This window comes from Mycolicibacterium pulveris, assembly GCF_010725725.1.
Taxonomy (GTDB): Bacteria; Actinomycetota; Actinomycetes; order Mycobacteriales; family Mycobacteriaceae; genus Mycobacterium; species Mycobacterium pulveris.
In genome coordinates this window covers 1,459,624-1,481,028 of the sequence record NZ_AP022599.1, presented here as the reverse complement: position 1 = coordinate 1,481,028, position 21,405 = coordinate 1,459,624, and the positions used below count along the sequence as shown (strand labels likewise).

General features: G+C 67.3%; 18 protein-coding genes, 1 tRNA gene and 1 pseudogene. 11 read left to right on the top strand and 9 right to left on the bottom strand.

Features of this window, described 5'->3' with window-relative positions:
- Window positions 1–9: 9 nt before the first annotated feature.
- Entirely contained in the window at window positions 10–393 is a 384-nt protein-coding gene (locus tag G6N28_RS07270) for a Zn-ribbon domain-containing OB-fold protein (protein ID WP_163905934.1), read from the bottom strand.
- Window positions 394–498: 105 nt separating this feature from the next.
- Here G6N28_RS07270 and G6N28_RS07265 point away from each other — a divergent pair, with 105 nt between their 5' ends.
- From G6N28_RS07265 to G6N28_RS07245, 5 genes are read left to right on the top strand one after another with little or no spacing between them, the layout of a single operon-like run.
- The gene (locus tag G6N28_RS07265; protein ID WP_235674496.1) at window positions 499–1,632 is read left to right on the top strand and encodes a thiolase family protein; all 1,134 of its coding nucleotides are present in this window, start codon (window positions 499–501) and stop codon (window positions 1,630–1,632) included.
- Window positions 1,626–3,185: a class I adenylate-forming enzyme family protein gene (locus G6N28_RS07260; protein WP_163898718.1), complete on the top strand. Its 1,560-nt coding sequence runs from the start codon at window positions 1,626–1,628 to the stop codon at window positions 3,183–3,185. Before G6N28_RS07265 ends, G6N28_RS07260 begins: the two co-directional genes overlap by 7 nt.
- A gap of 12 nt (window positions 3,186–3,197) precedes the next feature.
- A complete protein-coding gene (locus G6N28_RS07255; protein WP_163898715.1) occupies window positions 3,198–4,049 on the top strand; it encodes a mycofactocin-coupled SDR family oxidoreductase in 852 nt (283 codons plus the stop codon).
- A 7-nt stretch (window positions 4,050–4,056) separates the two neighbouring features.
- Entirely contained in the window at window positions 4,057–5,061 is a 1,005-nt protein-coding gene (locus G6N28_RS07250) for an LLM class flavin-dependent oxidoreductase (RefSeq protein ID WP_163898712.1), read from the top strand.
- Entirely contained in the window at window positions 5,058–6,083 is a 1,026-nt protein-coding gene (locus tag G6N28_RS07245) for a spirocyclase AveC family protein (RefSeq protein WP_163898708.1), read from the top strand. The genes G6N28_RS07250 and G6N28_RS07245 overlap by 4 nt, the downstream gene beginning before the upstream one ends.
- 9 nt (window positions 6,084–6,092) lie before the next feature.
- Here the strand turns inward: G6N28_RS07245 and G6N28_RS07240 are convergent, their stop codons facing one another.
- Window positions 6,093–6,659: a TetR/AcrR family transcriptional regulator gene (locus G6N28_RS07240; protein WP_163898705.1), complete on the bottom strand. Its 567-nt coding sequence runs from the start codon at window positions 6,657–6,659 to the stop codon at window positions 6,093–6,095.
- A gap of 146 nt (window positions 6,660–6,805) precedes the next feature.
- Between G6N28_RS07240 and G6N28_RS07235 the strand changes: the two genes are divergently transcribed.
- Window positions 6,806–7,798: an oxygenase MpaB family protein gene (locus G6N28_RS07235; RefSeq protein ID WP_163898702.1), complete on the top strand. Its 993-nt coding sequence runs from the start codon at window positions 6,806–6,808 to the stop codon at window positions 7,796–7,798.
- Between the two features lie 64 nt (window positions 7,799–7,862).
- Here the strand turns inward: G6N28_RS07235 and G6N28_RS07230 are convergent, their stop codons facing one another.
- Entirely contained in the window at window positions 7,863–8,354 is a 492-nt protein-coding gene (locus tag G6N28_RS07230) for a YajQ family cyclic di-GMP-binding protein (protein ID WP_163898699.1), read from the bottom strand.
- A gap of 108 nt (window positions 8,355–8,462) precedes the next feature.
- Here G6N28_RS07230 and G6N28_RS07225 point away from each other — a divergent pair.
- Window positions 8,463–8,548 (top strand) — tRNA-Tyr (locus G6N28_RS07225).
- A gap of 119 nt (window positions 8,549–8,667) precedes the next feature.
- Here the strand turns inward: G6N28_RS07225 and G6N28_RS07220 are convergent.
- A complete protein-coding gene (locus G6N28_RS07220) occupies window positions 8,668–9,222 on the bottom strand; it encodes a TetR/AcrR family transcriptional regulator (RefSeq protein ID WP_163898697.1) in 555 nt (184 codons plus the stop codon).
- Between the two features lie 87 nt (window positions 9,223–9,309).
- Between G6N28_RS07220 and G6N28_RS07215 the strand changes: the two genes are divergently transcribed.
- The gene (locus tag G6N28_RS07215) at window positions 9,310–10,827 is read left to right on the top strand and encodes a carotenoid oxygenase family protein (RefSeq protein ID WP_163898694.1); all 1,518 of its coding nucleotides are present in this window, start codon (window positions 9,310–9,312) and stop codon (window positions 10,825–10,827) included.
- A gap of 31 nt (window positions 10,828–10,858) precedes the next feature.
- Here G6N28_RS07215 and G6N28_RS07210 read toward each other — a convergent pair whose 3' ends face one another.
- Window positions 10,859–13,888, bottom strand: coding sequence for an Ig-like domain-containing protein (locus G6N28_RS07210; protein ID WP_163898691.1), 3,030 nt, complete (start codon window positions 13,886–13,888; stop codon window positions 10,859–10,861).
- Window positions 13,889–14,335: 447 nt separating this feature from the next.
- On the opposite strand from G6N28_RS07210, the gene G6N28_RS07205 reads away from it, so the two are divergent.
- The gene (locus tag G6N28_RS07205; protein ID WP_163898687.1) at window positions 14,336–15,187 is read left to right on the top strand and encodes a phytanoyl-CoA dioxygenase family protein; all 852 of its coding nucleotides are present in this window, start codon (window positions 14,336–14,338) and stop codon (window positions 15,185–15,187) included.
- A gap of 78 nt (window positions 15,188–15,265) precedes the next feature.
- A complete protein-coding gene (locus tag G6N28_RS07200; RefSeq protein WP_163898683.1) occupies window positions 15,266–17,482 on the top strand; it encodes a 6-phosphofructokinase in 2,217 nt (738 codons plus the stop codon).
- A 2-nt stretch (window positions 17,483–17,484) separates the two neighbouring features.
- Here the strand turns inward: G6N28_RS07200 and G6N28_RS07195 are convergent, their stop codons facing one another.
- The 3 genes and pseudogenes from G6N28_RS07195 to G6N28_RS07185 form a co-directional block, all read right to left on the bottom strand.
- Entirely contained in the window at window positions 17,485–17,928 is a 444-nt protein-coding gene (locus G6N28_RS07195) for a hypothetical protein (protein ID WP_163898680.1), read from the bottom strand.
- Between the two features lie 273 nt (window positions 17,929–18,201).
- Window positions 18,202–18,689: pseudogene (locus G6N28_RS07190) on the bottom strand (hypothetical protein).
- A gap of 42 nt (window positions 18,690–18,731) precedes the next feature.
- The gene (locus G6N28_RS07185; protein WP_163898677.1) at window positions 18,732–19,121 is read right to left on the bottom strand and encodes a DUF2237 family protein; all 390 of its coding nucleotides are present in this window, start codon (window positions 19,119–19,121) and stop codon (window positions 18,732–18,734) included.
- Window positions 19,122–19,180: 59 nt separating this feature from the next.
- Here G6N28_RS07185 and G6N28_RS07180 point away from each other — a divergent pair, with 59 nt between their 5' ends.
- Window positions 19,181–20,431, top strand: a complete 1,251-nt coding sequence (locus G6N28_RS07180) for a KasA/KasB family beta-ketoacyl-ACP synthase (RefSeq protein ID WP_163898674.1) — start codon at window positions 19,181–19,183, stop codon at window positions 20,429–20,431.
- A 46-nt stretch (window positions 20,432–20,477) separates the two neighbouring features.
- Here G6N28_RS07180 and G6N28_RS07175 read toward each other — a convergent pair whose 3' ends face one another.
- Complete coding sequence (locus tag G6N28_RS07175) at window positions 20,478–21,371, bottom strand: cyclopropane mycolic acid synthase family methyltransferase (protein ID WP_170307886.1); 894 nt, start codon at window positions 21,369–21,371, stop codon at window positions 20,478–20,480.
- Window positions 21,372–21,405: the final 34 nt, after the last annotated feature.

Here is a 21,405-nt window from a genome sequence, read left to right as displayed (position 1 = left end):
CTCGGACTCCTATGCGGGGGCGAACACCGGAACGAACACCGCACCGTGTTGCTCGAACCGCACCCGGACCGGCATGCCGCACGTCACCGCGGACGGGTCGCAGTCGACGATGTTGGCCGCGAGCCGAAGTCCGGGCTGCTCATCGAGTTCCACCAGCGCGATCACGAAAGGCGTTGGCATCTCGGGATGGAACTGCTGGTAGGCGATCGTGTAGGTGAAGACGCTGCCCTCGCCCGACACCGCGACGAACTCGAGTGCGCCACCACAGTCCGGGCATTCGTCGCACGGCGGATGAACGAAACGTCGACAGGACCCACAATGCGCGATCCGTAGTTCTCCCGCCGCGCCGCCGGTCCAATAGGGCCGTGACGAGTCGTCGAGTTCCGGCAGGATCCGCGGCGCCAAAGGGGGTGTTGTCGGCACCGTTTAACAGTACACTGATTAAGTTCTTTGCGACGGCGACGGGAGTGAACGATCGGATCGGGCAGGGCCGCTCCGGTGATCTCGGGCACCGGAATCTCGCAGATCGGCCGGCGTACCGGTATCGCGCCGCTGGATCTGACGACGCAGGCGTGCGAAGCCGCCATCGCCGATGCCGGCCTGACCGCCGCCGACATCGACGGCATCCTCACGCTCGGGGACACCCCCGCGGCGGAGGCCGCGCAACGGTTGGGCATCGCCGATCCCGCCGACCTCGGTGCTCCGCTCGGGACTCACGGGCTGCTGAGCCCGGTGGTGCAGGCCTGCGCGGCCGTCGCCGATGGTCGCGCCCGGCATGTGCTGGTCTACCGCACCGTACAGATGATGGGCGGCACCCCGGACACCAAGGCCTCCGGCCCGAAACCGGGGCGCGGCCGGACCGCGGGGCCGATGGCCGATGTCGGATATCTGCTTGCCGCACACGCATACTCGGCGGCCAACTGGTTGGCCATGCATTGCCGCCGTCACATGCAGCTGTACGGGACGACCAAGGAGCAGCTCGGCTGGGTGGCGATCAACGGCCGGCGCAACGCCGGGCAAAATCCGCGCGCGGTGTATCGCGACCCCATCACCATGGACGACTACCTCACCGCGCGGCCGGTCTCGGATCCCTTCGGGCTGTTGGACTGCGACGTCCCGGTGGACGGGTCGATCGCCCTGGTGATCTCGACCGCGAGCCACCGCGCCGACACGCCCAACGGGGCCGTCACCGTCGAGGCCGCAGGCGGCGCGTCCGGGGCGGGCGGGTGGAGCGGCAGGGCGGACTACCCGAAGATGGCGGCCACCGACGCCGCGGCCGACATGTGGGCCGCAACGACGCTGAAGCCCACCGACGTCGATGTCGCCGAACTCTACGACGGTTTCACGTTTTTGACCTTGGCCTGGCTCGAGGCGTTGGGCTTCTGCGCCGACGGCGAAGCCGGCCCGTTCGTGGAGGGCGGCACCCGCATCGCACCCGACGGGCAGCTGCCGTTGAACACCTACGGCGGTCAGCTCTCGGCCGGCCGGATGCACGGGTACTGGGTTCTGCACGAGGCCTGCCAGCAGCTGCGCGGCCGCGCCGGAGAGACCGCGTTGCCCAACCGGCCCGAGGTGGCGGTGGTGTCGGCGGGCGGCGGCCCGATCGCGGGATGTGTGTTGCTGACATGTTGACCGTCGCCCCCACCGTCGCCCAGGAGATCACGGCGGCGGCCGCTGCCCACCCCGACACGGTGGTGGAGGTGCACAGCGAGGTCAACCCGGACTCGACCACGCTGGCTGACCTGTTCGCCGAAAGCCGGCGGGTGGCAGCGGGTCTGGCCGCGCTGGGCATCGGACCCGGCGACGTGGTCGCCGTACAACTGCCGAACTGGCGGCAGTGCTTGACGGCGCACGCGGCGATCTGGCTGCGCGGGGCGGTGGTGCTGCCGATCGTGCCGATCTACGGCCCCGCGGAAGTGTCCTTCATCGCCGAGCAATCGGGCGCGCGCGCCGTCATTCTCGCCCGCGAGATCCGGGGCCGCGACGCCGCGGACACGCTCGCCGCGGTGGCTGAGCTACCGGGGCTGGCGCGGCGCATCGTGGTCGGCGTGCCGCTGCCGGGCACCGTGTCCTACGCCGAGCTCGCCGAGACCTCGTCCGCGGGCTTCGCCCCGGTCGACGGCACGGATCCCCGCGATCGGTGCCTGCTGGTGTACACCTCGGGCACCACCGCGCGGCCCAAGGGCGTCCAACACACCCACGCCGGCCTGCTCGGCGAGATCCGCGCCATGGACGAAATGCGCTCCAGCGGAGCCGATCTCACCATGCTGTCGGTGTTCCCCTCCGGGCACATCGCGGGCACGCTCGGTATCCTGCGGACGCTGTGCCGGTCCAGCGCGACGTTCGCGATGGACGCCTGGCACCCGGAGACCGCGGCGCGGCTCATCGACAAGCACGCGATCGGGGCCTCCGGCGGCGCCCCGATACACCTGAGCGGGATCCTCGACATCGCCGAACGTGACGGCCTCGACGTGTCGAGCCTCGCCGAGTACGTCACCGGTGCCGCCGGGGTCGCCGGCGCGCTCATCCGCCGGGCGGACCGGTTCGGGATCGGGGCGTTCCGGTGCTACGGGTCCTCCGAGCACCCGACCATCAGCTCGGGCCGCCCGGAGGACCCGCTGCACAAACGCGCCGACACCGACGGCCGGATCTGCCCGGGCACCGAGGTCAGAATCGTCGACGACCACGACCGTGACGTGGCGACGGGGGAGGCGGGCGAAATCCTCACGCGCGGAGTCGAACTCTTCCGCGGCTACACCGACGAGAGCCACACCAGCGCCGCCAGGGTCGACGGGTGGTTCCGCACCGGCGACGTCGGACGCCTCGACGCCGACGGATTCCTGACCATCACCGACCGCAAGAAGGACATCATCGTGCGCGGCGGCGAGAACATCTCGTCCAAGGAGGTCGAGGATGTGCTCAGCAGCCACCCGGCGATCGCCGAAGCCGCCGCGGTCGGCGCCGCGGACGAGACCTACGGCGAACGGGTGTGCGCGTTCGTCGTCGTCAACGACGGGCAGCGGTTCGGGCTCGACGACGCCGCAGCGCATTTCGCCGCATGCGGGCTGGCCCGCCAGAAGACCCCCGAACGCATCGTCGTCGTCGACGAACTTCCCCGTACGGCCAGCGGCAAGGTGCAGAAGCACGTGCTGCGCGCTCGATTGACCGCAACCAACACAACATGAAGGGTCACGAACATGGGCAGAGTTGAAGGCAAGGTGGTGCTGGTCACCGGCGGCGCTCGCGGGCAGGGTCGCCGACACGCCGTGCGGCTGGCCGAGGAGGGCGCCGACATCATCCTGTTCGACATCTGCCAGAACATCGAACACAACGACTACCCGTTGGCCACCGAGGACGACCTCCAGGAGGCCTGCCGGGAGGTCGAAAAGGCCGGTCACCGAGTGACTTCGGCGGCGGTCGACGTGCGGGACCGCCCGGCCCTCGAAGCCGCGCTGGCCGCGGCGGTCGCCGAGATGGGCAAGCTCGACGTGGTCGTCGCCAACGCCGGCATCTGCCCGCTGGGCGCCGATCAACCGATCGGCGCGTTCGCCAACGCCTTTGACGTCGACTTCGTCGGCGTCGTCAACACCGTGCACTCCAGCCTGCAGTACCTGTCCGCGGGCGCCTCGATCGTGACGGTGGGGTCGGTCGCCGGCCTGCTGGCCGAGAAGGCGCCCGGTGGTGCCATGGGACCCCAGGGCACCGGCGGCGCGGGCTACAACCTCGCCAAACAGTTCATCGACCGCTACACGATGGCGGTGGCGGCCCAACTGGCCCCACACTCCATCCGGGCCAACGTGATTCACCCCACCAACGTCAACACCGACATGCTGCACAACGAGGCGATGTACAAGATGTTCCGCCCGGACCTCGAGCATCCGAGCCTCGACGACGCGATTCTGACATTTCCGATGATGCAGGGCATGCCGATTCCCTACGTCGAGCCGGACGACATCTCGCACGCGGTGTGCTACCTGGCCTCCGACGAGTCCCGCTACGTCACCGGGGTGCAGTTCAAGGTCGATGCCGGCGCGAGCCTCAAGTTCTGAGGCGCCGATGAGATGGGGAACGCCGTGGCCGGGTGCCGAACTAGCGCGCCGGTGCGAGGAGGCGGGCGCGGTGGCGTTCTGCGCCGGTGAGTTCGCCGACGCCAGCGCCTACGTGACCGCCTCGGAGATGGCCCACGCCACGACGACGGCGCGTACGGGCCCCGGCATCGCCTACGCGTTCGCCAGATCCCCGTTCGTGCACGCGGCCTCGGTGCGCCACCTCGACAAGATCGCGCCCGGGCGGGTGTTTCTCGGGTTGGGCGCCGGGACCAGCCGGATGAACCGCGACTGGTTCGGCGTCGACTCGTCGCACCCGGCAACGCGGATGAAAGAGCTCGTCACCTGCATCCGTGCGTACCTCGAGGCGGAGAACGACCAGCACATCGCGTTCACCGGCGAGTACTACACTCTCGACGCGCACATCCGCGCCCCCGTGCTGGGCCCGATCGAGGTGCCGATCCTGCTGGGCGCCTTCAACGTCCACATGTTGCGCACCGCGGGTGAAGTCGCCGACGGCGTGCTGGGACACGGCCTGTTCACCGACCGGTGGTGGGACGACGTGGTGGACCCGCAACTGCGCCTGGGCGCCCAACGCGGGGGACGCACCGCGTCCGACCTGCTGCGGTGGGGCTGGGTCATCACCGCCGTCGACGACGACGACCCGCAACGCGCGGTCCAGGACGCCAAGCGCCAGATCGCGTTCTACCTCACCGTCAAGACCTATGACTCGTTGGTCGAGCTGCACGGCTGGCAGGACGAGACCGCCGCCATCCGCGCCGAATTCGCCGGCGGCGACCTGCGCAAGATGGGCGATCACGTCAGCGACGAAATGCTGTGGGCGATGGCGGTGTGCGGCGATTCAGCCCAGGCTCGCGAGATGCTGGCGGCCCGTCGGCGGCTGCCCGACATCGGATTCCTTTCTCCGCCCGGGTTTCTGGTGAGCCCGCGGCGCCGCAAGCATTACGTCGGCCAGGTCATCAATGCCTTCGAACAGATTGGAGCTGTGCTGTGACCGCAGATCAAGCCACCCGACCGGAGTCGGAGAACTTCAACCGACTCTGGACGGGCGCCAAGGACTCCCCGCCGATCGTGTGGCTGGCCCGCCTCGGCGCGGTGTTCGTGATCTTCCAGATCTATATCTATCTGCGCTGGGTTTTCTCCGACGCGTTCGCCCCGTCGCCGAACGGGACCGATGAGATCCCCGGCTCCACGATGGCCTGGATCCGGTTCTGGGAGATCGGCTGCCTGGTGCTGGGGGTGGGCCTGTTCTGGTTCATCATCCGCAAGATGCGCCGCGAACGGCAGTTCCCCACGCTGGGCGTCTTCGTGCTGGCGTGGCTGCTGGCGGCGTGGCAGGACGTCGGCGTCAACGCCGTGCGGCCGGTGTTCGGTTACAACGGCGGCTTTTTCAACATGGGCACCTGGGCGCAGTTCATTCCGGGCTGGGTCGAGAAGGGCCCGGAGAACCCGCAGCCGATCATCTACTTTCTGGCCAGCTACATCGTGCTGACGCCGCTGGCGATCATGGGCATCGACAAGCTCATCGAGACGGTGCGCAAGCGGTTCCCGCGGATCAACAAGGCCGGCGTGATCGTTTTCATGATCGCGTTGTTCACGTTCCTGTGCATCACCCTCGAGCAGTTCTTCCACCGGATCGGCGCGTGGCACTATCTGCGGGTCAACGAAACCTGGTCGATCTTCACCGGCACCATGTACCAATTCCCGCTCTACGAAGGCGTCTTCTTCGGCGGCGTGGTCACCGTGCTGTCCATCGGCATCTACTGCTTCCGCGACCAGGACGGCATGATGATCACCGACAAGGGCATCGAGCGGATCCGCAACACCCGCTGGCTGCCCGTCATCCGGATCCTCGCCCTGACCGCGGTGTTCAACCTGATCATGATGGTGTTCATGCTGGGCTTCAACTTCATCAACCAGCACGCCGATGTGCAACCGGCAGAGGACGTTCCGAGCTACGTGCACCACGGGATGTGCGGCATCGACCCGAACCCGCCGTGCCCGCCGCGGCCGTGAGCCGGCGGTTCAGCCGCGGCGGCCCGCCAGCAGCCCCGAGGAGGCGAACTTGAGCCCGGCGCGCAGCTCGTCGAGGCGGATCGGGTCGTCGGCCTCGACGTAGCGCAACGTGGTCGCAACCGCCATGTTGAAGAACAACCACGCCAACGCATTTGGGCTCAGCTCGTCGCGATACTGGTCGCGGTAGTGGTTCATGTGCAGGGTGGACAGCGCCATCAGCGTGGCGTTCAAGCCGGCGATGTTCTCGAAGGTGCGCACGTGGTCGGGTCGTTCGGCGAGGTAGCGCACCAGGTTGCGGTTGGCGATCGTCAGGTCGATGAGGATGTCGATGGAGGCCGCCATCGCCTCTTCGGGCGGAACCAGCGTCAGCGTGCGTAGCCGTTCTTCGACGGCGGGGGCCTGTTCGGCCGCGAAATGTTCGATCGCGGCCTCGAGGATCTCGTCCTTGTCGGCGAAGTACTGATACAGCGAGCCCTTGCTGATGCCGGCCCGGTCGGCGATCAGGTTGGTGGTCAGCTGCGCAGGATCGGTGGTGCGCAGCAGCGCCGCCGTGGTCTCGACGATTTTTGCGACCATCTCGCGGGAGCGTTTCTGCTGCGGCAGCTTACGACGTCCTGAACTGCGCTTATTGGTGATCAACGGCATTTCCTTACGCGACTTGAATGTGACCTGGCGGTCATATTAGCGTCGTCGCACCACCGCGACAGGAGGATTGTGCGCTCATGACCGCCACTTCGGATCTCGAGGTTTCCACCACGGCGACCCCCGCCGACGACGACGCCGCCGAACTCGTGCCCCTGGACTCGCTGACCGCCGAGCACACCGGGCGCTGGACGTTCCTGATCGTCGAGGGCGCGGCGTTCATGATGCAGGCGATGCACCCGGTCATCGCCGAGGTCACCGGCCGCTATTCGGCGTCGTTCCACGGGGATCCGGGCGGCCGCGCGATCCGCTCCGTCGACTCGGTGCTGCGCTGGACCTACGGCGGCACCGCGGCCATCGCCGAGGGCAACCGGGTCCGGTCGATGCACAAACCGATGACGATGAAAAGCGCGGCGAGCGGAAAGCAGATCAGCGCGCTGAATCCCGAGGCCTACCAATGGGTGATCGTCACCGGCTACCTCGTCAACGCCCAAGGCGGCCGGCTGCTCATCGGGCGCGAGTTCACCGACGAGGAGAAGGCCGAACTGCTGCGCGACAACCGCCGGCTCGCGCGGCTGCTGCACGTGCCGATGCGCGGCTATCCGCGCACGCACCAGGAGATGACCGACTACTTCGAGTCGATGATCGACACGTTGGAGGCCACCCCGCAGGCGATGAAGTTGATGGACGACTTGATCACCGGCCAGATCGAGCTGGGTCCTTCGGTGCCCAAGGTGCTCTACCCGGTGCTCAAGGTGTTGCTGCGGCCCGCGCTGCGGTTCAACTACCTGTCGATCGTCGGCCTGCTCGACCCGCGGCTGCGGGAGAAGCTCGGCGTGAGTTGGAGCGCCGAGGAGGAGCGTCAACTCAACAGGATCTACAAGGTGATTCGGATCGCCTACCGGGTGCTACCGGACCGGCTGACCTACTTCCCGCTGGCGTATCACGCGCTCAAGCACCACAAGTGCCTGAAGAAGATGGAGCAGCGCCAGCAGAAGTCGTGGGCCTACAAGGTCCCCGGCGCCACTTCCGGCGCCACTTCCGGCTCCCTTCCCGGCGCCGAGCAGACGTGAACTCCCCCAATCGCGGCTGTTTCAGGGGGTTTTTGCGTCTGCTCGCCGGGGACGTCGGCGCTCGCTATCGGTAGTTGACGAACTGCAGCGCGACGTCGAGGTCGGCCTTCTTGAGCATGGCGATGACGGCCTGCAGATCGTCGCGCTTCTTCGACGACACCCGCACCTCGTCGCCCTGGATCTGCGCCTTGACCCCCTTGGGGCCCTCGTCGCGGATGAGCTTGGTGATCTTCTTGGCGTTCTCGCTGCTGATGCCCTGCTTGATGGTGCCGGTGACCTTGTAGGCCTTGCCCGAGGCCTGCGGCTCACCGACGTCGAAGGACTTCATCGAGATGTCGCGGCGGACCAGCTTCTCCTTGAACACGTCGATCGCGGCCTTGACGCGCTCCTCGGTGGAGCTGGTGATCTCGATGGCCTCCTCGCCCTTCCACGCGATGCCGGTGTCGGTGCCGCGGAAGTCGAAGCGGGTGGCCAGCTCCTTGGCCGCCTGGTTGAGCGCGTTGTCGACTTCCTGGCGGTCGACCTTGCTGACGACGTCGAACGATGAATCCGCCATTGGATCCGGTCCTCCTCGAGAGTCTGATGCCGTTTTCGTCTTAGGCCCATCCTCGTTGTACCCTGCTAGTCGCACCAAGCCGGGGTGACCGGCGCGGTGCAGCACCCAGGCAGGTTGCCCGAGCGGCCAATGGGAGCGGACTGTAAATCCGTCGGCGTAAGCCTACGCAGGTTCGAATCCTGCACCTGCCACCATGCGAAACTGCGCGAGCAGACGCAAAATGCCCAGTTCAAAGCGCTTTCTTGAACAATTGGCGTCTGCTCGGCGGATCCCGCCAGCGGCTACGACGCGGATCGGCGGGTAAGCGCGACGGTCAATGCCGGGTGATGGCGCGGCTGACCACGTCGGCCACTTCCTCATCGGTCAGTGCGCTGTCCTGGATGAGCGTGTGTGACAGGACGGTCCGGACGACGACTTCGGCAGCGGCGACCGGAGTCAGGGCGAGCTGATCGGAACTCGGGATGGCCTGCGCGACCATCGCAGCCACCGTCTGCACCAGGCTCAACCGATCATTGCCGACGGGCAGCCCGGCATGAAGCAGCCAGTGAGGTTCGTGGTCGCGAACGTAGACGAACGCCCGGTGATTGCGGAGGTAGCGCAGCGCGGTCGTGACGATCGCGGCCGTCTGCGCCGGGGGATCGGCCTGGGGATCGAAGGCCGCGAGCGTCGCCGCGATCATCGCGCTGATCTCCTGCTCGGCGATCGCGCCCAGCAGTCCGTCCTTGTCGCCGAACTCGCGGTAGGCGGTGGCCCGCGAGACGCCGGCCCGCTCCGCGACCTGACTCAAGGTGAGCCGGTCCAGACCGCTTTCGCTGATCAACTCCAGCGCGGCCTGCACCAGTTGTGACGACGAACGAGTCCTGGCCACCGACTCTTTCTACCTCAGCTCCATTGCGGCCCGACCCAAACTAAGACTAGATTGCCAATTAGTCTCAGTTGATCCCAGGAGGGCCCGGTGACCCAAACCCCGACGCAGACCGGTACGGCGTCCGATCGGCCCGACCTCCCCGAACTCCATCGCTACCTCGCGACACTTCCGGTCAGCGAGCGGGACCAGCTGACGACGCAGCTCAACACCCTCAACGACGCCGACTTCCGAAGCCTCGGGGTCAGCGAGCCGCAGCTGGACGAATACGACTACCGCGTCGACGACATCGACGGAACCATTCCGCCGGACCTGCACGGGACCCTGTACCGCAACGGGCCCGGCCGCTGGCAGGACCACAGCGGCCGGCCGCTGCACCACCTGTTCGACGGCGACGGCATGCTTTCGGCGTTCACCGTCGTCGACGGTTCGGTCCACTACAAGAACAGGTACGTGCGGACCAACCACTATCTCGGCAAGACCGGGCTGAACCACATGGGCACCGCGGCGCCCGGGGGCGTCAAGGCCAACATCGGCCGCCTTCCACCGAATCTGGCCAATACCAACGTCGTCGAACACGCCGGCCGGCTGTACGCGCTGTGGGAAGGCGGCCCGCCGCACGAGATCGACCCTGAGACACTGGAAACCCTCGGCGTCCGCCGCTTCGGCGGTGAGTTGCGCTGGGTGGGTTCGTATTCGGCGCATCCGTGCTTCTGTCCGCGTACCGGCGAGATGTTCAACTTTGGCGTCGAGTTCATCCCGCGACCGCATCTGCGGATCTATCGCACCGATTCGACGGGCCGGCTGACGCACTTCCGCTCGGCTCGACTGCCCTATGTCGCCATGGTGCACGACTTCGCGCTGACGGAGAGCCATCTGGTGTTCGTGGTATCGCCGATCATCCCGCAGGCCCTACCGATCGTGTTGGGGCTCAAGCCGATGGGCGACGCCATGCGGTACCGACCCGACCGGGGCAGCATGTTCATCCTGGTTCCGCGCGACGGCGGAAGGATCCGCACCATCGAATACGACGCCGTCCTGATGTTCCACCTCAGCAACGCCTACGACGACGACGGCGACACCGTCATCGACGCGATCACCTACGACGACGGGCGACTCCTGGAGCGGCTCAACAGGTTCCACGTAGCACCCCTTGATGACGCGCCCTCGACGTTCATGAGATACCGCATCACGCGGTCGGGACGCGTCCTCGCCGAGGCGCTCTCCGAGCTTCCCTGTGAGTTCCCCCGCCACAACGACGCCTTCGAGGGCCGCAAGCACCGCTACGCCTACCTCAACACGCGCCACCATCTCGTCTCGTTCTACGACTCGATCACCAGACTCGACCTGAGCGACTCCTCCGCGGCGACCTACACCACACCCGAGGACGGAAACAGCTTCTGCGAGCCGGTATTCGTCGCCAAACCCAACACCGCCGCGGAGGACGACGGATGGGTGCTCTCGGTGGAATACCAAGCGCGGACCCACACGTCACGCCTGGTGATCCTCGACGCCGCCGACATCGCTGCCGGCCCGATCGCCTCCGCCCGCCTGCGCCACCACATTCCGCAGGGGTTCCACGGCAACTTCGCTCCGCGATCGCGCTGACACCGGCGACGCCAGAACCAGCGAGCGGCCGCTATCCGCCGAACAGCCTGGCGAACATCCCCTGGACGCCGCGCGCCACGACGTCGACCGTCGCGCTGGTCACGTCGAACAGGATCTGGAACCCGTTCATCACAGACGCCAAGGGGTTCAACGACAACAGGTTTGCGATGGCGGCCTGGGTGTTGCGCACCACGCTGTCCACGATCTTCTGACCGGCATCCCACAGGACGCTCTGCAAGAAGCTTGGCAAGTCAGCCGGCGCAGCCGCCGGATGGCCAGGACCGGCCACCGCGACGATGGCGATCGGTCGACCCACCATCGCGTAGCTTCGCGGCGCCTGCGCAAGCGCGTAGGTGTTGGGGATGACGGCGGTCTGACCCGGTTGCACCACAACGATTCCCGAGATCGGGGTGTTGCCGCCGCTGGCGTGCAGCACGGCGACGTCGAAGTCCCAGTTGTTGGTGTAGTGCAGGGTTCCCTGAGCGTTGCGACTGAAGCCCGTGGTGCCGTACAGGGCCACCCCTTCCTCGAAGGTCACCGGATCGAAGACGGGTCCCACCATGCTTATCCAGTGCGAGAAGTCCGTCGACGCCGGAGTGAAGAACCGGCCGGTCGGATCGGCGTCGAGGAACTGCTGAATGTAGGGATCGACCGCTGCCGCCGCGGCGAATGGCGCAACGGACGTGGCGGCGTCAACCGTCGTGGGGGTCGGGACCTCGACGACGGTCACGGTGTTGCTGGAGAAGTTGGTCACATAGACGTAGCGCCCGTCCGCACTTGATACCGGCGCGGCCGGAAGCTCCCCGACGGCTACCCGGTACGCCACGGGGCTGGTTCCCGACGTGTCGACGATCGACAGTGACCCGTCGATGAAGTTGGTCACGTATGCGCGGGTGCCGTCGGCGGTCGTCGCCACATCCTGAACGCCGTTGGAAGCCGCGACAGGCAGCGCGATCTCGATGACCACGGGGTTCGCGAAGTCGGTGGTGTCGATGAGATACACCGCGTGCCCGTTTCCATCCGAGGGTGATCCCGGCGCGTAGGCCCGGGTGCCGTCGGCGCTGACCGCGATGGCCTCGGGGCTGAACCCGGCGTCGATGCGAATCACCTTGGGGTCGTCGAAATCGGTGGCGTCGACGACCACCACCGAGTCGTCGCCGTCGTAATTCTGGTACGTCACGTAGACGCGGGTGCCGTCCGCGCTCACCGCTTCGCCCAGGCCGAGCGTTCTACCCTCACTGAATTGGATAGATGTGACCTGGATGTCTTGCACGTCGGTGACGTCGACCATCACGAGGACCTCGTCCTCGTTGACCGGCTCCTTGTAGCCCGTCCCGTACACGCGGGTGCCGTCGGCGCCGGTCACCACCCGCTCGACGTAATAGCCGTCCAGCGGGACGGTTTCGATGACGACGGGCTGGGACGGGTCGGACGTGTCGATGACGGAGAGCAGGCTGGTCTGGGTACCCGGATCCCACGATGTGGTGTAGACCCGGCTGCCGTCGGCGCTCGCCGCCGTGTACTGCGGCAGTTCGCCCCCGACGGCGACGGTGTGAACCGCCGGGGTCTCCCCCGAGGTGTCGATGACCGCGACGAGCCCTTCATCGGGAAGGGCCGCGAACGCTAACGTCCCGTCGGCGTTGGTGCTGATCCCGGCGGGGGTGCCGCTGAGGGTGATCGTCTTTGGCTCCGGGCTGCCGCTCGACGTGTCGATGTACGACACCGTGGTGCTGCCGCTGTTCGTGACGTAGGTGCGGGTGCCGTCAGCGCTGGTGGCGATGTCCCAGGGGCCGTCGCCCACGGCGACGCTGGTGACCGAGCCCGCGGTGACGGTCACGGGAACCGACGCGGTATGACCCTGGCCCGGGGTGAAAAGTCCGAAGGGCCCGTGCAAATGGAACGCCGCATCGCTGACGGTTAGGGCGAACGAGTCGGTGCCCACGAAACCGGGATCGGGTGTGTACGTCCATGTTTCCGTCGTCGGGTCGATGGTGACGCTGCCGTGCGCCGGGGCGCTGGCACCGAAACTTATCGCGTCGCCGTCGGGGTCGCTGCCTGTCACCGTCCCGGTGACCTGGCCGGTTGGCAGCGTGGTGGTGGTCCCCACCGACATGGTCGGGGTCTGGTTGAAGAACAGCCGGCGGACTTCGACGAACAGTGCCTCGAACAGGTTCAAGGGGAACGGTGCGGCCGGGCTGTCCGAAATCAGGGGCGCCAACCCGACAAAACTCAGCAGTTGTGCGACGACGGATTGCGGCGCGGCCGGCGGCGCGTCCGCGGCGGGTGCGATCGAGACGCGGGAGGTAGCCGTCGGCGCGACGCTTTTCTCCGCCGCCGACACCGGTGATCCGCCGGCCGAAAGCTCTTGCTGCACAGAGACGGTGGTGACCGTCGATGGCGCGAACGTTGACGCGGTGATCTCGCGATCAACAATCCCCAGCCCCGGATCGTCGGTGCTTTCCTCGGCGACGCTCAGGGACGCAGGCGAATCGTTGTCGCGCCTGGAGTTGCTGTCTTCGTCGGTCTCCACCACGGTGGTGTCGTTCGTGTCGATCGCCTCTGCCGGTGACGGATCTGGTGAGCCGTCTTCGATCTCCGCGATCGCATCCTCGGTGAGTTCGGAATCTGCGGTGTCGGTGGTGGGTTCGTCAGGCGACCCGGAAATCGCCGACAGGTTGCCGCCGCTGGAGGAGACCGTGCTCGTCGGCGGGGTGGCCGCGCCGGGGCCGGTGACAGCCGCATCCGACTGGGTCGGCGCGTCGTCGCCGGTCGGCGTGCCGAGATCTCCTGGCGTCTCCGCTGTCGACCCGCTTTGCGCGCCGGTCGACTGTCCGTCCGTGGCGTTGCTGTCGGCGCTGCCGGTCGACGAGGTCGTGCCGCCGGTGCCGCCGTCGGCGTGTGCGACTCCGGACCCGCTGGCGATCGTCGCCCCTAGCCCCAGCGCGACGACGCCAGCCCCCAGCCAGCGATACGGCTCGGTCTTGCGGAGCGCGGTGCGATGCCTGCGGCGTGCCCGCTTGGTGCTGGTCGACCGGTTCTTGGTGTGAGATCCCTGTGCCACGACGTGCCACCCCCGCAAAATTTATCGCTTCCGTTACTATGGCGTTAACCAGCATGAGCATTGGTATGTCAATATGTCCTGCTAACTCTTGTGCGTATCACGTTAGCACCGCAGGTGGCGCAGGCGTCAATTTTTTCATATGTGTCCGCAGGGATCGCCGGTGGTAATGAGGCGCGGCAAGCGGCGTCTCACGCGTGGCTGCGACCCCGCGGACGAGCTAACACATCGCGGCCCATCGCTTCGGCACCTGACGGCGGTCGGTGCCGCCGGCTTCGACATCGCCAAAAATTTGCTGGTCAGCCGTGTTGCGGCGGAGAAGTCGCCACCGGCCGCCCCGGAACTCTGGAGACGTCGCCCGACGCGTGGCCCGGACTTGACCGCCGGTCACCCGGGGTCCAGTGTTTCGGTAGGCGACCGAGTCCCGACGTGCCGGCCAGGAGGCTGCAGATGAGCACCGACGACGAGCCCGTCACCACCTTGGAGGACCTTCGCGGCGATCTCGCGGGCCGATACAAATGGGCACCCAGCGGCGGCGCGTCGGTGGACCCGGCGGCCGTGGACGCCGACCTGGCGGCGATCGAGAGCGACGGCTACGTCATCTGGGAGAACCTGCTCGGCGCCGACGAGTGCCGCCAAATCAAGGAAATCGTCGCGCCCTGGCTGGTGCATCCGGGCCGCAACGCGTTCGAGGGCCGGCGCACCCAGCGCGTCTACAGCCTGCTGAGCCGCACGCGGGTCTGCGACCGCCTCGTCGATCATCCGCGGGTGCTGGCCGTCCTGGACCGCATCCTCATGGACAACTACCTGCTCTCGGCGCTGCAGGCCATCAACATCCAGCCCGGAGAGGCCGCCCAGCTGGCCCACCACGACGACGGCTTCTATCCGGTCCCGCGACCCCGGGCGCCGCTGGCCGCCGCGACCATCTGGGCCATCGACGACTTCACCGCCGACAACGGCGCCACCGTGCTCTACCCCGGCAGCCACCGCTGGGGCAGGCGCCGGCCCGAACCCGACGACCCATCCCTTCCGGTTGTCATGCCCGCCGGCTCCTGCGTCTTTTTCGTCGGCACGCTCTGGCACGGCGGCGGCGCCAACAGCAGCGCCGACGCGCGGCTTGCCGTCACCGCCCAGTACTGCCAGCCGTGGTTGCGGCCGATGGAGGCCTTCACGCTGTCGATCTCGCGCGACATCGCCCGCGCGGTCTCCGACGACATTCGCCGCATGATCGGCTACAGCATCCATCCGCCGTTCGTCGGCGCCGTCGACGGCCTGCACCCGTTGCGGCTGCTGGACCAGTAGCCACCCTCGTCTCGACCGCCGTGCTGTCGACCGCTAAGACGGTATATGGATTCGCGAACGGGGACGGAGGCCGCTGACATGTCGGAAATCGATTCCGCGCCATCGAGCATCGCCGTCCTGACCAGCGGCGGCGATGCATCGGGTATGAACGCGGCAGTGCGTGCCGTCGTCCTCACCGCCGCGCACCGCGGCATCGACGTGTACGCGGTCCACGAGGGCTACCACGGCCTGGTCACCGGCGGGGACCTGATCCGGCGCCTGCAACCGGTCGACGTCGACGGGATCCTGCACCGCGGCGGCACGGTCATCGGCACCGCGCGATCCAACGAGTTCCGCACCCGCGAGGGCCGCCTGGCGGCCGCGCGCAACATGGTCGAGCACGGCATCGACGCGCTGGTGGTGATCGGCGGCGAAGGCAGCCTCGCCGGCGCCAACATGTTCCGTCAGGAGTGGGCTGGGTTGCTCGCCGAACTGGTCGCCGCCGGGGCGATCTCACCGAACCTGGCCGACGGACATCCTTTCCTGCGCCTCGCCGGCCTGGTCGGCTCGATCGACAACGACATGTGGGGCACCGACATGACCGTCGGCGCTGACACGGCGCTGCACCGGATCACCGACGCGCTGGACGCGCTGCAGAGCACCGCGGCCAGCCACCAGCGCACGTTCGTGGTGGAGGTGATGGGCCGCAACTGCGGCTACCTCGCGCTGATGTCATCGCTTGCCACCGCGGCCAGTTACGTCCTCGTCCCCGAGCAACCGCCGGGCAGCGACTGGCCGCAGGAGATGTCTCGCCTCATCAGGGCGGGACGGGAAATCGGACGCAGGCACGGCGTGGTCGTCGTCGCCGAGGGCGCCCATGACCGCGACGGCAACCGGATCACCGCCGAACAGGTCCGCACCCTGCTGCAGGCCGACCTCGGTGAGGACGTCCGGGTGACCGTCCTCGGGCATGTCCAACGCGGGGGTGCGCCAAGCGCTTTCGACCGCTACCTCGGCACCCAGTTGGGTCACCGCGCCGTGGAACGGCTCCTCGCCGACGAACCACACGCGCCTGCCCAACTGATCGGCCTCCAGGGGAACCGAGTGGTCACCTTACCGCTGATGGACTGCGTCGAGCGCACTCAAGAAGTGGCCGAACATGTCAAGGCGCGCGACTACGACAGCGTAATAAAGTTGCGCGGCAGAGGCTTTCGCGAGGCCTACCGGATCCTGCAGACCATCCAACAGGCCGCCCCGAGCCCCGTCCCCGCGGACCGGCGTTTCCGGATCGCGATGGTGCACGGCGGCGGACCGGCGCCCGGGATGAACGCCGCGGTGCGCGCGGCGATCCGGCTCGGCTTGGACCAGGGTCACACCGTTCTCGCGGTCAAGAACGGGTTCCGCGGACTGCGTGACGGCGACATCCAGGAGATGGGCTGGATGGACATCAGCGGCTGGGTGTCCGAGGGCGGCGCCGAGATCGGCACCAACCGCTACGTGCCCGGCCCCGACGCCATCGCCCGAATCGCCGAACAGGTTGCCGCACATCGCATCAACGGGCTGCTGGTGGCCGGGGGATGGGACGGCTACCGGGCCGCTCACGAACTGGACCGGCACCGCCGACGGTATCCGGCGCTCGACATCCCGATTGTGTGTATGCCGATGACCATCAACAACGATGTCCCCGCAACCGAATTGAGCATCGGCAGCGACACGGCGCTCAACAGCATCGTCACCGACGTGGACAAGATCCGGCGCTCCGCCGTCGCCACCCGACGCGTCTTCGTGGTCGAGGTGATGGGCCGCGACTGCGGCTACCTCGCGCTGGTGTCCGGGTTGGCCACCGGCGCCGAACGCATCTACCTGCCCGAGGAGGGCATCACGCTCGGCAGCCTCACCGCCGACGTCCACGCCCTCGCCGAGGGTTTCCGAGCCGGCAAGAGGGTCGGCCTGATCGTCCGGGGCGAAGGCTCCGACCCCGTCTACGCGACGGATTTCATCACCTCGCTGTTCGAGAAGGAAGGCGGGGACTTGTTCGACGCCCGCGCCGAGATCCTCGGGCACGTCCAGGAAGGGGGCAATCCGTCGCCGTTCGACCGGATACAGGCGACGATCCTGACCGCCCGCTGCCTCGAATTCCTTTCAGAGCAGCTGCGATCCGGCGGTCGAGGCAGTGCGATGGTCGGATTCCTGTCCGGTGACATCCGATTCACCGACCTCGCGCGCTACCCGACACTCATCGAAGAGAAGGTCCACCGACCCGTCGAACAGCCGTGGCTGGATCACCGCGACCTCGCCGCGATCATGCGCGGCTGACGTCAGGCGGCGTGATGGCTCGTGTGCCGGGCCGACGCGGTGTCGCGCAGGCCCCGCGCCGCTGCGTAGGAGTGGCCGGCGAGCAGGTTGAACTTGATGGCGAACATCTGCGCATCGCCGCTGGAGCCGTAGGAGTAGGGGAGCCGACGGTGGATGTCGCAGCCCGCGTTCTCGATGATGACGTGAACCTCGTCAGTGTCCCCGTCGGGCGGGGCGGTGGTGGTGGCTGTGGCGGTGAGCCCGGTGAGCGGGAACCGCGGGGCGTCGGGGCCGGATCCGACGATGAGGTGCGTGCGGGTCAGTCGCAGGTCGTCAAAGGAGAGCAGGACGCCGTCCGCGCGATCGCGCCGACGTTTCCCCTGTTCGGCGAGGAACGCGATGGTCATCATGACGGCCATCGGCACGACCAGCACACCGATCCAAGCGGGACTCAGCGTTGGGTCCATCGCTTCCCCCTTCAGGCGACACCAGCGCTAGATGAATTCATCCGTGGCGTGATCTCAATCACATCACTATTCGGTCACGGTGTACCTGAAATGAGAAAAATTCAAACCTGAATTTTTTGACCCGGGTCCGGGCCGGTCGCCGGCGAGGTCGATTCGTCGCCGCTGCCACGCTGAGGCAGGTCAACGCCACCGCGCCGCCCTGTCAGTTCATTAGATCGGCGAACCAACCGACCTGAATACAAATCCGACGCTAGCCAGCGTCACAACCAGCAACTAATGCACCGCGGTGAACCGGATCGCCGCGATTTTCTCGCGCGCGGCCGCATCGGCGAACTCTTCCACGGTGGGCATCCGTGGCTCGCGGAACTTCAGCCCGAGCATGGTCTGCGCGCGCTTGACGCCGTAGGACTCCGCGCAACGATGTGCGAGTTCGCCAACGCTCGCCGGGTCGGAGATGAGTTCGCCGCGCATCGGCGTGGTCTTGCCGGCGTAGACGACCTGCGCCTCGGCGCCGTCGCGGAAGTTGTGCTTCCAGCCCGCGTTCGCGATCGCGTAGAGCTGGCCGTCGATGCGATGCGCGCTCACCGGCGTCGAAAGAACTTCCGCCCGGTCTTGCGTCCGGTGAAGTTCAGCACCATGAACTGCCGGCGCAGCGGCCCGGCCAGCGGCGTGCGCAGCGCGAACCGCAGAACCGGATTGACGGCACGCAGGAGGGCCTGCGGCGGATGGCTGATGGTGACCGCCGGGGAAACGTCTGTCATGCGCTCACGCTACGACGTTCCGACGCCCCCGAAAAGGGAGTGTCAGAGGTCTCCGGGGTCGTCGGGCACATCGACGGCGTGCTCGCTCAGCGCCTCCAACGGCACCACCTCCAGCGTGCGCTCGTGAGTGCACGCCAGCACCACCGGTGCGGCCACCCCGTCGTGATACGCGCGTAGCCAGTTCACCGCGGTGACACACCAACGGTCACCGGGTTTGAGCCCCGGGAAACGGAACTCGGGTCGGGGGGTCGACAGGTCGTTGCCGATCGCGCGCTGGTGGTCGAGGAACTCCGCGGTCACGACGGCGCAGATGGTGTGCCTGCCGATGTCCTCCGGGCCGGTCGAGCAGCACCCGTCGCGGTAGAACCCGGTGAGCGGCTCGGTGCCGCACGGCTCGAGGACTTCGCCTAAAACGTTGCGTTCAAATACCAAACCATCGCCTCCGCAGCATCAGGCCCTAATGTAAAGGGTGGCATGGAGGAGCACCGGGAATGACGACGCTGAGCACGGGCGGTGGGTTCTCTGAGATCGTGGTTACCGCGGTGGCGGCCACGACCTCGTTGGCGCCCGACGCCGAACAGACGTGGCAGCAACTGCTGCAGGGTGAAAGCGGTATCCGTGCGCTGGACAAGTGGTTCGTCGGCGAATACGAGTCACCGGTCACCTTCGGCGGTCAGATCCGGGAAGACTTCGACGATCAGCTCAACCGCGTCGAGAAGCGTCGGATGGCGTTCATGCAGAAGATGTCCACCTTGCTCGGGCGCCGGTTGTGGGAGGCCGCCGGTGCGCCCGAGGTCGACACCCGACGGTTGATGGTCTCGGTCGGGCTGGCGCTGGGGTCGACGGAGGAGATCCCCGCCCAGTACGACGCGTGGAAACAGAAAGGGCTGCGCGCTGTTTCACCGCTGGCCGTGCAGATGTACATGCCCAACGCGGCGGCCGCGGCGCTCGGGCTGGATCATCAGGCCAAGGCCGGGATCCTGTCGCCGGTGATGGCCGACGCCTCAGGGTCGGCGGCCGTCGTGCAGGCCTGGCGCCACATCGTGTTCGGCGACGCCGACGTCGCCATCTGCGGTGGAGTGGAGACCGAGATCGAGGCGGTGCCCATCGCGGCGTTCATGCAGCAGGGCATCATGTCGACGAACTCCGCCGACCCGGCCGGCGCCTGTCGCCCGTTCGACAAGAACCGCGACGGCATGGTCCTCGCCGAGGGCGGCGCGCTGCTGCTGCTCGAGAGGGCGGAGCACGCCAAGGCCCGCGGGGCGCCGATTCTCGCCCGGCTGCTGGGCGCCGCGATGACGTCGGACGGCTACGACGCCATCGACATCGATCCGTCCGGCGAGCGCGCGGGCGACGCGATCATCCGCGCGATCGAGGTGGCCGGGTTGGCCCCCACCGACATCGACCTCGTCAACGCCCACGCCTGCGGAACCGTCGTCGGCGATCTCGCCGAAGCGCGCGCCATCCACAGCGCGCTCGGCACCCACCAACCGGCGGTGTATGCGCCCAAGGCGGCGCTGGGTCACTCGCTGGGTGCCGCCGGAGCGGTGGAAGCGATGCTGACGGTGAAGACGTTGAGCGAGGGCGTCATACCGGCCACCCGCAACTACGCCGAGCCGGACCCCGAGATCGACCTCGACGTCGTCGCGGGTAGTCCGCGGCGCGGCAATTACCGCTACGCGCTGTCCAACTCGTTCGGGTTGGGCGGCTACAACGTCGCGCTGGTGTTCGGCGCCCCCTAGGTAGGGCGATTTGTGTGCGGCAAGGCGCTTAAGCGCACACAAATCGCTACTTCACGAGGGTGAACTGGCCGACCTCGCAGATGCCGCGCTCGAAGAAGTCCGCGCACCCGGTCAGATAGTGCATGTAGCGCTGGTAGACCTCCTCCGACGTCACGGCGACGGCCTCGTCGTGATGAGCCTCCAGGGCTTCGGCCCAGGTCCGCAGGGTGCGCACATAATGCGGGCTGAGCTTCTCCAGCTGGTCCACCGAGAAGCCGGCGTCACGCGAGTAGTCGACGATGTCGTCGTCGCACGGCACGGCGCCCCCCGGGAAGATCTCCTTGGCGATGAACCGCATGAACTTCAGGTCGCTCATGACGATCGGGATGCCCATCTCCGGCCAGCGCTTCAGCGGGTGGCCCATGATCGTCTGCAGCAGCATCCGGCCGTCGTCGGGCATGACGCGGTAGCAGGTCTCGAAGAACGCCTTGTACTTCGTTTTGGGCCACGCCTCGAACGCCTCGATGCTGATGATGCGGTCGACGCGCCCGTCGAACTCCTCCCAGCCCTGCAGATGCACCTGGCGCGAACGGTCGGTGTCCATGGCGCCCAGCATCTCGTTGGCGAACGCGCACTGGTTCTTGCTCAGCGTGAGCCCGACGACGTTGACGTCGTGCTTCTCGATCGCCCGCTTCATCACCGAGCCCCAGCCGCACCCGACGTCGAGCAGCGTCATCCCGGGCTGCAGATCGAGCTTGCCGAGCGCCAGGTCGATCTTGGCCATCTGCGCCTCTTCCAACGTCATGTCGTCGCGCTGGAAGTAGGCGCTGCTGTAGGTGCGCGACGGATCCTGGAAGAGCCCGAAGAACTCGTTGGATATGTCGTAGTGGGCCTGAACATCCTCGAATGCTGGCCGCATATCCGTCGAAACCTTCGTCGAGCCCGACCTGCTCTCCGACATCCGCGTTCGGCTCCTTCAGCAATGAGGTGCGAAA